Below are 12,999 nucleotides of genomic sequence, written 5' to 3'. Positions count from 1 at the left end.
CACGGATTTTCCCATGGCATCACTGATCGAAAAACTTTTCTTCACATCTCTGGAATACGCTGTGGACGTACAGAGCAACAAAGATAAGATAGAAATAAAAAATATTTTCCCTTTCATTTTTCCTCCTTGACCGTTTTCTGACTGTTCGCACCACACCAATATCCTACCAATGTAACAAGATAGCCTATAACATCAACAATTTATTTATTATCCAGAATATAGCGGGCCAGACATTCAATGGATTCAAAAGCTTTTTTACCTTCGTCCATATCGGCTATCTGCACACCGAAATGTTTCTGAATCAGAACAACGAGTTCAACCGCATCCAGGGAATCAAGCTCCAGCCCCTCGCCGAAAAGCGGATCGGTATCACTGATATCATCAACAGTAACACCCTGTACTTTTAAATCATTGATCAATATTTCCTTGATTTTATGTTTTGTCTCTTCCATGGTTCCAATTATTCCTTTTCTTCTTTCATCTGAATCCGTCACGGATTCAGATTTTATTTATTGCTTCCAGATATTATAAAAATTATACCATTGAAAGGGATATTGCTGCAGGTATGCCTCCATTGCCGCAATATATTTTCCCGTACATTCCGTCAGCATCCGTGCCCGCCGGGACCTGTCTTCATAACGGGGATAAAAAAAATCCCATAGTTTCAGCTGGTAGGTCTTTCGACCGGTCTTTGCGGCAAACAGAACGGCCACCGGCGCGCCTGCCGTTGCCGCCAGCATATAGGCGGCATCAGGCAGTCTCAGGGGCTCACCAAGAAAGTCAACATCGGAGGCTGAACCGCCGATGAGCCTGTCTCCCATTATCGTTACAACCTCCCCCCGTTGAAGGGCGGCTGCAGCGTCAATCATACCTCCAAAGGGGCCATCGGCATCAATAATCTCGAAACTCCGCTTTCCCCTGATATCAAAAAAATGTTTGGCCACAGCCTGCCGATCATACTGCATCAGGGCATGTACCGTCACCGGCAGGCCGTCCAGATGGGCGAGAGCTGCCTGCCAGTTTCCCACATGACCGGTCAGGAGCACAACCCCTTTATCCTCTTTTATAAGGTTCACCAGGGTGTCATAACCTATAAACTCACCGGTAAAACTGCTGTCCCCGGTCAAGCCGATCCATCCCCTGTCAACAAGAACCTGCCCAAATGAGAGGAGATTCCTGAAAGTATACCACCAGTATTTCCACACCCTTTGCCCAGGAAACCTGTGATCAAGATAGGGACGAACCGTTCGATGAATCCTGCGGCTGCAAAGGACATAGCAGAAAATCACCGGTACCAGCAGCAGACAGCCGCCACCATGACCGAAAAACCGCATGGTCACATAGAAGAACCAGTGGCCCAATGCCTCCAGTCGTTTTTTCAAAGCCATTTCCCCCTCAACTCAGCCGACATCCCGCTCACTTACCCTGAAACTTTTCGCGGCGAAATAAATGATCAACGCCCCGACCAGACCGAGCAGAGGCCCGACCAACAGGGAGCCAAGCAGCCAGTCCCAGATCCTGTGATGCACTTCAAATAACCATTTTTCATGGGATAGATCGAATAAAAAATGGCCGGTCCGGAAATAATACCCGGTCTCAATACAGAGGGCAGGAACCAGGGGGGGCATACAGAACTGGCTGGCCGCCACCGCCGCAATTTTATTGAGATGAAAGCGATGGGACACATAGATAATAACCACCGTGTGACAGGCAATAAGAGGCAGAGCACCCAGGAAAATACCAGTCCAGACCGCAACCGCCAGCCAGAAGGGGGAGGCATTCTCCCGACAGATGTTTTTCAGGATCCGCCAGGGTCCGCCGGTCGGTTTTTCCTCTTTTTCTGTTTTTTCCGCCACCAGCCGCCTGTTCGGCAATGGCAGAAGACGACGGAACACCAGTCTGCTGTGAATCCGGGTCAATCGCCAGTTATCAATTATTTTATCGAAATGACTTATCCGCTCCCCGGCTGGCGGATAATGGACCGACACATCCACGGAACGCACATCGAGCCCGGCCCAGATTCCCTTCACCAGGACCTCGATCTCAAAATCATACCGTTTTCGTTCAAGGGGCAGCTGCATCAATTCCCGAACCGGATAAAGCCGCATACCACTCTGGGTGTCACTCAACTCTTTTCCCGTTTCCAGGCGCACCCAGAAATTGGAAAATTTCCGACCAAACCGGCTCGAACCGGGGACCGTATCCTGCACCATCCTCCTCGCTCCGATAATAATCGCCGGCCACTCTCCCCGTTCGGCCTCAACCGTCAGCTTTACAGCTTCCCGGGGGTTATGCTGCCCGTCAGCATCAATTGTCAGAATCGCATCATACCGCCGTTCTGCCGCAAAATCCGCTGCAGCAAGGATGGCAGCTCCTTTGCCCCTGTTTTCAGAGAACCTCAGGGTATAACAGTTCAACTTTGCCACCCTGTCCAGGCCGCCATCACTGCTGCCGTCATCCACAACCAGCACAGGAAACCCGGTCGGGATCGCACGCGCCACCACATCTCCCAGGGTTGAACCATGATTATAGACGGGGATTACAAGCAGAACCTTGAGACGGGACATCAAATCAACGCCTCCCCTTTGTCAGCAGAAGATCCCACAAAGGTCCCGCGTGCCCCATGTCATGCAGCATGGCAATTCGTTCTTCAAATTCATGGCAGGGATAAATTCTGTCCATCCTGTTCCCGAAAGAAGCCAGTATCATCTTCTCCATCCGTTCCCGGCCTATGCCGGGCGAATAATAATATTCCGGGGTCAACAGAGACTCATCGCCCGTAATGATGCCATCAGATACGGCCCTGTCAAAGATGCCGGTCCCCGGCAGAATACGGATACCGATAAAGGCGAAGACGACACTCTTTTCCAGTTTTTCAATATTGGCCAACCCCTCTTTCATGGTCCTTTCATCTTCACCGGGACAACCGAACATAACAAAATGAGCACAGGGGATCTCTTCGGCAACCACACGCCGGTGAACCTGCAGGACATCTGCAAAACTGAAATTTTTACCAATTCCCGCCAGGGTCAGGTCCGTTGCCGCATCCGTTCCCAGCTCCATGGCTGCAAGGCCCGCCCGTTTCAACAGTCTGAGCTCATCCCGTTCCAGGCCCTGGGGCCGGAAAAAAGCACACCACGGCAGACTGTTTCCGCGACGGACAAGGGCTTCCGCCACCTGGAGAAACCTCCCCTCCGAATCATTGAAAAAACTGTCTGTAAAAAAGAGATAGCGGGCTCCGGATTCCCGCTGCAGATGGATGACCTCTTCGGCCACATCTTCCGGATCACGGTAACGCAGTGTTTTTCCTTCGATCATTGGATAGGAACAGTAGCTGCACCCGTACGGGCAGCCCCGTTTAGTCTGGACATTCAGCATTCCCCCATGCTCCGTATAGTACCTCACCGTGCTCATGCTGAGATCCGACGGATACCACTCCCCCTCCCGGGGACTGGCCACAAAAATCTTTTCCTTCGGCCTGCGCCCCGCCGCCAGTTCCGCTGCCAGCCAGGGAACAATAATCTCACCTTCTCCCACGACCCCGTAATCCGCCTGGAGAAAGGCAAGTAATTTTTCGGGCATAATGGAAAAGGCAGGACCACCCAGCACCAGGGTTGTATCCAGTTGTTTCCTGATCCCCTTGACGGTCTGCAGAATATCCTGGAGGTACTCCCTCGGATCAGCACTGTCAACAGTATCCAGATTACGTATGGATACCCCGACAAAATCATATGTCTTCCCCTGGAGAAAGTCCATCAGGCCATTCAGGCCGCCATCGGCAAGGAGATCAAAATGGTGCACCCGGTGACCGGACCGCCGCAATGCCCCAACCACATAGGCAGCACCAATGGGGTAAACGGGGTACGGAGTCACCACCTGGTTGGCGGAGACAATAAGGCAGGTTGCCCGGACGTTTCCGGTCAGTTTCCCGCCCATTTTCGCTCTTCCGACAGTTTCATGGATTTATAGGTGCCGTCAGCCATTTCCTTTTTCACCAGATCGGAAAACAGTCTGGCCATGCGCAGGGACTGGGACATATCCTGGTAAAACGTCTTCCAGGCGTAACTGTACATCTCCTGCAGGGTATCCGGACTCATATTTTTCGGTTTATAGACCACCTCTGCCGTGGTATAGCGGGACCAGTCCCTGTGAAGAATACGTCCCTCTTTCTCGTAGGTGGCTGTGACAGGGGTGTGGGGAAACGGGGTGAGAATGGAAAATTCCGCCATATCCACATCAATTTCCAGCAGAAAATCCACCAGCCTCCTGATATAATCCGCATCCTGGTTGTCGGTGCCGAGGAGCACCGCCGCCTCGACTCCGATACCGTGATCCTTGAGACGTTTTACCCGGTTTCTGATCACATCCGAGGTATCAAAAACCGCCTGGTACACATACCAGCAACCGGCCTCGGCCGCCCTGGCAATGACCTCATCCTCGTCGAGAATTGGATGGCTGATCCACTTTTTCTTCAAAGGAATAAGAGCGTCAAACAGCTCCATTACCCAGTCCTTATCCTGGGCCAGGGAATTATCCACCAGGAAGAGACGATTATTGTTGATAGCGCTGATCTCCTCCACCACCTTTTCTATGGGGCGGGGACGAAACTGTCTGCCGCCCAGGTAGGCTGTAGCACAGGGAAAACAGTTGAACCGGCAGCCCCGGGAGGCGTGAACCAGGTCCACCATTCTCACTCCCCTGTACACATACCGTTCATCGTTGAGAACAGAGCGATCGGCAGGACCGACACTCTCAATGGGCGGGAAATCATGGAAAAAATCATACTTCTTTCTCAACCGCCCCTGTTCAAGATCATCCAGAACAGCTGCCAGGCGACCATCTTCCGTTTCTCCCAGGAAAATGGAATCGACAAAGTTTTCCACCTCCCCGGCATGGAGCATGGTGGAGATACCACCGGCAATCACCGGCACACCCTTTTGCCGATACAGCGCCGCAATTTCCCTTCCACGAGGCAACTGGCAGGTGAGCATCATGGAGAGCAGGACCACATCGGTATCCACCTCAAAGTCAATTCTATCCACATTCTCATCAATAAAACGGACTTCATATTTATCGGGAATGGACGCAGCCACACAGACGGGTCCATGGGGTGGAAGATGAAACTCCGTCTGCTCGGGAATCTTATGCCATTTGGGATAAACCAGGGTTACAGTCTGCATTATATTTTTTCTACAACAGTTAAATTTACGGATATTTCCTCCTGCCCGTTCCCGGTGTGATAATGATCAAAGCAACAGGCAAGCATTAACTCCAGACTCCTGTCGGATTCCAGAAAACGGTTCGCTTCCAGTTCCGCTTTTTCCAGAGGCGTTTTCTGATCAAACACGGCAAAAACCGGCCCTGTCAGTCCAAACGCCACGGCTGTTTCCGCCAGGGGAATATTGGGCAGGGTATAACCGAACAGGGCCGGACTCGCCAAACCCTCCTCCATCGAACGGATGAAGGCAAGGTCCGTATAGAGAGAACCTCTTTTCGTACCACCGATCAGACCGACCCTGCGCCCGGAATCACTGAACCTGTGACCGCACTCCAGCAACCCGCGATTCTGCAGCAACCGGGCTGTCTCCAAAATCAGCAGACGACACAGGGGAGTCATCCTGCCCCAGCGGCCAGGCACCTTCCCCAGCAGATCGGAAACAGACTCGTCCGCCTGGTCGGAAAATATCCTGTTTCTGTCAACTTCATCCGGTCGTTTCATGGATCAACTGTCCTTTTTCAACCAGCAAAGGGGGTCTTCCGCCAGATAATCGCCGGTGACCTGGTAGGCGTGTCCCCGGCAGCCATAACAGTGGTCGCTTATATCACAGGTCGCGCACTTCCCTTTAATCGTCGTCCGGATATTTCGCAGCTCACGGATAACCTGGCTCTCCCTCAGGATATCCGCAAGTTTTCTTTCCCGGATATTCCCGGCAGCAACGCTGACACCCGGACAGGGATGCACTTCGCCGACAGCAGTAACGGTACAGGAATATTCATGCCTGGCACACTGGGAAGCCACCAGTGGAGGATGGGGACTCCAGGCGCAACCGAATTCCTCCCTGTCTATTTGTGACAGCTCTTCAAAAAGCGCCTTGACCATTGCAGGCTCAACTTCCAGGTCATCGTGTTCCGTGGCCCTGCCCTGCATGGTCATCGCCTCAACATAGGGGACAATATCCTGCCTCCGGGCCCAGCGCCACAGATCCGGCAATTCATCATAATTCTGATTACAGATGATTGTCTCAACACCGAGAGGATGCTCCATATCAGGATAACCCGCCTCCTGCAGCGCCTCAAGCCCTCTGTTAATGGCCGCAAAAGCCCCGACTTTGCCGGCCAGGTAATCCTGAATCTCCGCCTTTCTGCTGTTCATTTTGAGAATGACACCCACCCCGCGTCTGTAAAGTTCTTTTGCCGTATCTCCGGTAAGGCACAAGCCGTTGGTGAAAAGATCAACCACGATTTTTTCCCTGAGAATCACGTCAATCACTTCAAATAAATGGGGATACAGGAGTGGTTCCCCGCCACCGAGTACTATGATTTTTTTTACCCCAAGATCCTTTGCCTGAGCGATAACATCAAGTATTTCATCCAGGGAAAGTTCATTTTCCAGGGCTGTCCCGGAGGAAGCATAGCAATATACACACCGGAGATTACATACCCGTGACAATTCCAACTCCAGAGAGAGCAACCCATTACGTTTCCTGCACCGAGCTATTTCTTCCGGGGAAAACTCCATCCCCAGCTGATCACCTAAACACGTCATTACAACCGTCATCCTTTCGGCCCGGACGGGCCGTCTCCTGACATCTCCTTCCTCACGCCTCAACGATAATCGAAAAACTTCTTCGGCTTTCTGCCGCCACTCTCAAACATCTTGGCCACGACCTCTCCACTCCTGCGAATTTTCACAGTCGGTCGCACCCTCAGAGCAGCCTGGAGGCTCTCCTCAATACTTTTTCTGCTGACTTCGGCATCACATCCTACAACCACTGTTACATCATCACCACCATCATCACCGGTACTCACCTCCACATAGGCCCCCCGTATCCGGTCATCTTCCTGAAGAACATGAAAGACAGTTTCGGGGTAAAACGTTGTTCCCCTGTATTTCAACCGCTGGGCAAGCCGACCTTCAACAGGCCCAAGACGCTTTGTATTCCACCCGCAGGAACAGGGCGAACTCTCAAGGCGGGCAATATCTCCTGTTCTGAATCGAACCAGGGGAAAACCCTCTACACCGAGAGGAGTCACGACAACTTCACCGGCTGTTCCGTCAGGCAGGGAATGCCCGGCATCATCAACAATCTCCACCAGCATCAGTTCCGGATGCACATGACCGCCGCAGGATCTGACACATTCACAAAAAGCCGTTTCAAATTCCGTGGCACCATAGGAGGAACGCACCTTTGCGCCCCACAACCTCTCAACCTGTTCACCAAGCGCCGTCAGAGAATGATCAGGCCGCCGTACCGATTCTCCAATAGTGACAACAGTATGTATAGAGGAATCGGCTACAGCCAGCCCCTTTTCCACCCCCCATTCACCGATCTCCTTTAAAAAACTGGGTACTCCGACAATTACACCCGGATTCAGTTTTTCGATGATATGCCACTGGCGCGCCGGTTGTCCCGGTCCGCTCCTGATTGCCCTGGCTCCGAGAAAGGTGATACCACTGTAATAGGCCACTCCCGCGATAAAACAACGATCCAGGGTAACCGTCAGCAGCACCCTGTCCCCCTTTCTGACCCCCGCCCCATAAAAGGCAACCGCCTCATTGAAGGCCAGGCGATTGAGATCGGCTTCACTGTAGGGGATAATGACCGGTTCCCCAGTGGTGCCGGAGGTCAGGGCGATATCCCTGATATTATCCCCGTCTGCAGGACCAAATTGTTCGGGATGACGATCAAGATCATCACGACAGGTGAAGGGCAGTTGCGACAGGTCGGCAACGTTTTCCAGCGATACGCCTGCCTGTTCATCCTGGCCGAGCAGTTCCCTGTAAAATGGTATTCTGCGGGCTCTTTCCAGATGTTTTTTCAACAGGTGCAGCTGTCGTTCTTCTATCTCGTGCCGGGGTGCCCTTCTCAGGGCAAGAGCCTGCTCAAGACTGTATGGACTGTTCTGATTCATAACAAGATCTTTCGTAAATACTCACAGAGAGTAACTACTGACAGGGGTAGCAATTATGTGATTTTATTACCTCTGAACTGTAATTGCTCACAGGTGCTGCAGATTTTTGCAGGCTCTTTTGTTCGCTATAGCCTACTATGCGGACAAAAGAGACCGTGAAAAGCTGGAGTACCTGTGGGTAATTACCACAGAGACAGCAACTCTATGATCTTATAACCTCTGAGAAATGCCCCCTTTCCTGCAAAGCCCTCTCAATTCCTGTATACACTTTTGATCGGAGCCGCTGGATTTTTTCCGCCACCTTGAAATCACCGCTCTCAGGATAGACCGGTTCCAGAACGACAAGGCGCACTTTCCCCGGAATCGGCATTCTGGCGCCAGGCGGCAATACCCTGCCGGATCCGAGAATACAGACAGGAACCACCGGAAAACCGGTGTCAACGGAAAGGGCGAATGCCCCGTTTTTAAAACGACCGAGACGGCCGTCACGGGAACGGTGGCCCTCAGGCCAGATAGTGACCGAACTGCCTGCTTCCAGCAACTGTCTGCAATTCTCCCGAACCTCTTCCCAGCCTGCTTCCGCATTAACGTATCCGGCGAGACGCATAAAAACATTATAGATCGGAATTTTAAACGGCCATGAGGTTACAAATCCGTTTTCGGTAACGATCAGGCCGAAAAGATAGGGATCTATGGCCGAATTATGGTTGGCGACAAAGATGGCCGGCGAAGGCAGATGATCCCCGCAAAACTCAACCCTGACAGGATCGAAAAATGATATCAGGCGAACAAGAACAAAACCGTAAAACCGTATGGCTCTTCTCAGGCCGGAAGCCGAAGTGCGGCCCATCAGGAAGGCATTAACAAAAAGAATCAGCGGCAGAATCAGCAGCCCCACGCAGGTTATCAGGATAAACACCGACCAGAAGTAAATATTGAAAAACAGTTTTTTCAACGGTTCAGCCTTTTTCCTGCTCTTTTTTCAACCGTATGAGAAACTGAAAGAGATCCTCCATGGTACGGATTGAGCGCAGCGCTTCCTCGTCGGTCAGTTTCATACCGAAACTTTTTTCAAGAACCACGACCATATCTACCGCATCAAGACTGTCAAGACCCAGGTCGTCATACAGCGTTGCCTCAGGTCCCATTTCTTCCGGGTCAAGCTCAAATTCTTCCGCCAGGACCTCAACTGCCTTCTGCCGAAGTTCATCGTCGGAAATCATAGAATACGTCTCCTTATCGCCAGAGAGGTATTCACTCCTCCCAGGGCAAAATTATTTTTTAACACTGTTTCCAGTTTTGCCGCCCGCTTCTCCCCGACAAGATCAACAACCGCACAGCGGGGATCAATACTGTCCAGATTTCTCGTGGGAATAATTTCCTGCCGACTGAGCATCTCCAGCAGAACAATCAGTTCAAGCGCCCCGGCTGCCCCCAGAGTATGACCGAGATGACCTTTGAGAGAACTGACCGGTATCACCCTGTCCACAGCGGCACTGATCGCGGCCGCCTCAGCAATATCCCCCTGTTCCGTGCCGGTTGCATGGGCGTTGACATAGTCGATATTTCCGGCCGCAAGACCTCCCTCCCCCATGGCCAGTTCCATTGCCCGTATCATCATCTTTTTATCCGGACTGGCAATATGCCCGCAATCGGTCACATTGCCGAACCCGACAATCTCACCATATATTTTCGCCCCTCTTGCCTCTGCCGACTGCAGACTCTCCAGAACAAGAATTCCACTGCCGCCGCCGCAGACAACACCATCCCGATCCCTTTCAAAGGGACGGCACCCGCCCTCAGGATCCGTATTATTAAAGGAAGCTGCCCGCAGCAGATCAAAAACACCGGTTACGGAAGCATGGGCCTCATCCGCTCCTCCACACAGGACAAGATCCTGCCGTCCCGCCTGGACCAGAATATACCCCAGGCCTATCGCCTGGGAAGAAGAGGTGCACGCACTTACAGGGGCCCACTGTTCACCTTCGATACCAAGGGCCAGACAGACATTGGCCGCACAACTGTGGCCCATCATTTTAAAAAACTCTCCTGACTTGATCCCGTCGAGTACCTTTTCAGGCAGGTATTTCAGGTAAAACTCCTCGTAAGCGGCGGCGCTCCCGGTGGTTGATCCAATGGCAACTCCCGTCCCCCCGCCTTTCAGCAGCCCTTCCGGGATATCAGCATCATCAATGGCCTCCCTGGTTGCCAGAGTTGCATACAATGCCATTGCCCCCATGGTTCTCCGCGCTGATCTTGGCAGTAATTTTTTGGCATCAAAATCCGGCACCGGTGCGGCAATATGACTCCGCAATCCCTTGATTGCCGCCCACTCCTCCATATGGCGGACAGCAGAACTGCCGGACCAGATTTTTTCCAGAAGAAGTGGAACTCCCAGACCAAACGGTGACACAGCTCCCCTTCCTGTGATAACGACCCTGTTCACTGCCACGTTTTTACTTCCTCCCACAGGGATTCAAGACCAAGTATTTCTCCGGCGCCCACCAACCCTGAGATGGACGCCCCCACCACCCCTGTCATTAATGTGGATTGCCCGCTCAGGTAAAGACCGGGAAGCCGGGTACGGACATCCGGATTGAACTGGTCCAGACAATGCATGGCCCCGTAGGCACACCCGTCCGGAGCAGCCAGCTCGTCACGAAACGTAAGGGGAGTGCCTATGGCGGACGGCTTTACTTCCCCACAGATATCCCCCCATCTCTCCTGCGCTGATCTCACCATCTCTTCCCCGATACTCTCTTTTAGATCCTCATAACCCGGGGGACGATTTCCCGGACAACTCCCGGCAAAGGCGGCGACATCTTCCCAGTAACCGAGCCGGAGCAATATAATGCCATTTTCCTTCCCCCGCAAGATTTCACCCTGGCGGACAGCGGTTCCGGTCATCATCATCGGGCGGAGATGGGGCGGCGTGGAACTGTTTTCCGGTATGACCTCGTTTTCATCGGGCAGGAGATAATAGTTCAATGGGCCTTTGCTCAGTTCCACAGGACGGCTGCTTTGACCAAACACGGCAAACATGGACAGGGAATTACGCAACTCCCTCAACCTTGTTTTGTACGCCGGTCTGAAAATCGACGGAGGGACCATATCAATAACGTGTGCAGGATGACCGGTAAAAATCACTTGGCCGCATTCTATCCGCCTGCCGCCGCTGATGTCCACCCCGCAGACCTTCCCGTCTCTGACCAGAATCCCCGTTACTTCAGAGGAGGAGTACATTTCTCCACCCAGACTTTTCATTCTGTTCACAAAGGCATCAACAATAGCCTGTCCCCCACCGCTGATAGTATATGCTCCGGAATAGTAACCGTGGGCAACAAGGGCGTGAATTTCCAGGGAAGCCAACTCAACGGGGACCCCGTACAGGAAGGCGGGAGCAGCGAGAACAGCCCTGAGATAACGATTTTCGGTAACAGTATCCAGAAAGGCGGCCAGTGACCTGGGACGCGACTTATATCCACGCAGAAACGGAGTCAGTGACAGACTGGTATTATAAAATGGAACCTCTGCGCAGATGGCCCGAACTGTGGCGAAGTATCGTTGTATCCCCTGTTTCTCACCAGGAAAACAGGAGACAAGTTCAGCTTCAAAGCGATCATAGGAAAAATAACCGCGTACAGGACGCCTGAACCGGGCAAACTCAAACTGGTCATATCCTTCATCCGACAAAGGGACAACCGGAATCTGTCCACGGACACCGCAATACCCCCAGAGCAGATCCAGCAGTTCTCCCTGTCCGAGGCAACCGGTATAATGGAAACCGACATCATAGGCAATCCTGTTCCGCCTGAACTGACGAAGAGCACCGCCAAACTCAGCCTGTCTTTCCACCACTGCCACATTTCTGCCTTTTTTCGACAGCAACAGTCCGGCCGTTAAACCGGAAATGCCACTGCCGACAATGACCACATCAGCTTTCACCCACTTCACCCTCACAATAAATATCCGCTTTACCCCCGACAACCGGCGGTCGAAAATTCTCAACGACTGCCGAAAAAGTCACCATACGAAAAATCATTGTCAAAAACAACCAAATATGAACTGATTTCACGACATACGGCAACAGATAATATTTTTTCCTGAATCTCCTCTCTTCTCATAACAAAAAATTGAATCCCCGCCATAAAATCCTGCAAACTCTAAGAAACAGTGCTGAAAGAACAACAGCCATATTACTGGCTTCAGAGATTCCGGCCCCCTCAGGAGAGGTTTTTCTATCCCTCTGTTTCTGTTTTTTCTTTCAAAGAGCGTTTAAAATGATTAAAATAGAATAACAGCACTCTTAAAACAAACAAAACAACAATCTTCAGGGTGGCCTTCATTTCCAGTAAATAAGAAGAGTACACGTGTTCACCATGTGTGCAGTTTTGTACCACAGAAGAGATCTCCAAATATAAAAACATGTCCCCACTGCCGGAAAACACTCTCTTATCGGGAGACACCTGCAACCGAACCTCACCGGTTGTGAAGAAACAAACTTCTTTCGCCCTGGCAGCACCGATCCTGTTCTTCTGCTTCTCTGTTCTCTCTCTTTTCTTTCCGTCCCCGGCCATTTCAGGCGAGATCCTCGTTCTCCTGAGCGGTTCCCACCCTGCCTATGTTGAGGCCACGAAAGGCATTCTGTCCGCTCTCAATTCAGGAAAAGGTACAGACGGCCCGAAAACTGTTCTGCAACATAATATTACGGAACTGGTCCTTCAGAACAGTGGCGACAGTAACTACTGGAAACAGACAATAACAACCTACCGGCCGACCATGATTATTGCCGTTGGCAAAAAAGCCCTGAAGATCGCCACGAAACTGGAAGATATTCCAATAGTCCACGTCATGGTACCCGGAAGC

General features: G+C 51.8%; 13 protein-coding genes. 1 reads left to right on the top strand and 12 read right to left on the bottom strand.

The genetic code is table 11. From position 1 onward, the window contains the following. Window positions 1-200 precede the first annotated feature (200 nt). From ACXLDX_RS12385 to ACXLDX_RS12330, 12 genes are all read right to left on the bottom strand, one after another. Window positions 201-452, bottom strand: coding sequence for a phosphopantetheine-binding protein (locus ACXLDX_RS12385; protein WP_457577497.1), 252 nt, complete (start codon window positions 450-452; stop codon window positions 201-203). Window positions 453-509: 57 nt separating this feature from the next. Further along, the gene (locus ACXLDX_RS12380) at window positions 510-1,388 is read right to left on the bottom strand and encodes a lysophospholipid acyltransferase family protein (protein WP_457577496.1); all 879 of its coding nucleotides are present in this window, start codon (window positions 1,386-1,388) and stop codon (window positions 510-512) included. A 12-nt stretch (window positions 1,389-1,400) separates the two neighbouring features. After that, on the bottom strand, window positions 1,401-2,567 hold the full coding sequence (locus tag ACXLDX_RS12375; protein ID WP_457577495.1) for a DUF2062 domain-containing protein: 1,167 nt from the start codon (window positions 2,565-2,567) through the stop codon (window positions 1,401-1,403). A 4-nt stretch (window positions 2,568-2,571) separates the two neighbouring features. Continuing rightward, a complete protein-coding gene (locus ACXLDX_RS12370; RefSeq protein WP_457577494.1) occupies window positions 2,572-3,936 on the bottom strand; it encodes a lipid biosynthesis B12-binding/radical SAM protein in 1,365 nt (454 codons plus the stop codon). Next, a complete protein-coding gene (locus ACXLDX_RS12365; protein ID WP_457577493.1) occupies window positions 3,921-5,180 on the bottom strand; it encodes a B12-binding domain-containing radical SAM protein in 1,260 nt (419 codons plus the stop codon). The genes ACXLDX_RS12370 and ACXLDX_RS12365 overlap by 16 nt, the downstream gene beginning before the upstream one ends. Continuing rightward, window positions 5,180-5,719 carry a beta-ketoacyl synthase N-terminal-like domain-containing protein gene (locus ACXLDX_RS12360; RefSeq protein ID WP_457577492.1) on the bottom strand — a complete coding sequence of 180 codons (540 nt, stop codon included), beginning with the start codon at window positions 5,717-5,719 and terminating at the stop codon, window positions 5,180-5,182. The genes ACXLDX_RS12365 and ACXLDX_RS12360 overlap by 1 nt, the downstream gene beginning before the upstream one ends. Before the next feature lie 3 nt (window positions 5,720-5,722). Continuing rightward, window positions 5,723-6,766 (bottom strand): radical SAM/SPASM domain-containing protein, encoded by a 1,044-nt coding sequence (locus tag ACXLDX_RS12355; RefSeq protein WP_457577491.1) that lies wholly within the window; start codon window positions 6,764-6,766, stop codon window positions 5,723-5,725. Window positions 6,767-6,825: 59 nt separating this feature from the next. Further along, window positions 6,826-8,133, bottom strand: coding sequence for a phenylacetate--CoA ligase family protein (locus tag ACXLDX_RS12350; protein WP_457577490.1), 1,308 nt, complete (start codon window positions 8,131-8,133; stop codon window positions 6,826-6,828). Between the two features lie 202 nt (window positions 8,134-8,335). After that, complete coding sequence (locus tag ACXLDX_RS12345) at window positions 8,336-9,088, bottom strand: lysophospholipid acyltransferase family protein (protein ID WP_457577489.1); 753 nt, start codon at window positions 9,086-9,088, stop codon at window positions 8,336-8,338. A 4-nt stretch (window positions 9,089-9,092) separates the two neighbouring features. After that, on the bottom strand, window positions 9,093-9,356 hold the full coding sequence (locus tag ACXLDX_RS12340) for an acyl carrier protein (protein WP_457577488.1): 264 nt from the start codon (window positions 9,354-9,356) through the stop codon (window positions 9,093-9,095). Further along, the gene (locus tag ACXLDX_RS12335) at window positions 9,353-10,585 is read right to left on the bottom strand and encodes a beta-ketoacyl-[acyl-carrier-protein] synthase family protein (protein WP_457577487.1); all 1,233 of its coding nucleotides are present in this window, start codon (window positions 10,583-10,585) and stop codon (window positions 9,353-9,355) included. The genes ACXLDX_RS12340 and ACXLDX_RS12335 overlap by 4 nt, the downstream gene beginning before the upstream one ends. Continuing rightward, window positions 10,576-12,120 carry a phytoene desaturase family protein gene (locus ACXLDX_RS12330; protein WP_457577498.1) on the bottom strand — a complete coding sequence of 515 codons (1,545 nt, stop codon included), beginning with the start codon at window positions 12,118-12,120 and terminating at the stop codon, window positions 10,576-10,578. The genes ACXLDX_RS12335 and ACXLDX_RS12330 overlap by 10 nt, the downstream gene beginning before the upstream one ends. A 501-nt stretch (window positions 12,121-12,621) precedes the next feature. Here ACXLDX_RS12330 and ACXLDX_RS12325 point away from each other — a divergent pair. Further along, a partial coding sequence (locus tag ACXLDX_RS12325) for a hypothetical protein (RefSeq protein WP_457577486.1) occupies window positions 12,622-12,999 on the top strand: 378 nt, incomplete at its 3' end.

The sequence above is a fragment of the Desulfomarina sp. genome (assembly GCF_054039375.1).
The sequence above is the reverse complement of the archived record's forward strand: the minus strand, read 5'-3'. Positions and strand labels throughout refer to the sequence as shown.

Bases quoted from the DNA above. Each gene is read 5' to 3' on its own strand.
- ACXLDX_RS12385 (WP_457577497.1), bottom strand. From the start codon at position 452: ATGGAAGAGACAAAACATAAAATCAAGGAAATATTGATCAATGATTTA.
- ACXLDX_RS12380 (WP_457577496.1), bottom strand. From the start codon at position 1,388: ATGGCTTTGAAAAAACGACTGGAGGCATTGGGCCACTGGTTCTTCTAT.
- ACXLDX_RS12375 (WP_457577495.1), bottom strand. From the start codon at position 2,567: ATGTCCCGTCTCAAGGTTCTGCTTGTAATCCCCGTCTATAATCATGGT.
- ACXLDX_RS12370 (WP_457577494.1), bottom strand. From the start codon at position 3,936: ATGGGCGGGAAACTGACCGGAAACGTCCGGGCAACCTGCCTTATTGTC.
- ACXLDX_RS12365 (WP_457577493.1), bottom strand. From the start codon at position 5,180: ATGCAGACTGTAACCCTGGTTTATCCCAAATGGCATAAGATTCCCGAG.
- ACXLDX_RS12360 (WP_457577492.1), bottom strand. From the start codon at position 5,719: ATGAAACGACCGGATGAAGTTGACAGAAACAGGATATTTTCCGACCAG.
- ACXLDX_RS12355 (WP_457577491.1), bottom strand. From the start codon at position 6,766: ATGACGTGTTTAGGTGATCAGCTGGGGATGGAGTTTTCCCCGGAAGAA.
- ACXLDX_RS12350 (WP_457577490.1), bottom strand. From the start codon at position 8,133: ATGAATCAGAACAGTCCATACAGTCTTGAGCAGGCTCTTGCCCTGAGA.
- ACXLDX_RS12340 (WP_457577488.1), bottom strand. From the start codon at position 9,356: ATGATTTCCGACGATGAACTTCGGCAGAAGGCAGTTGAGGTCCTGGCG.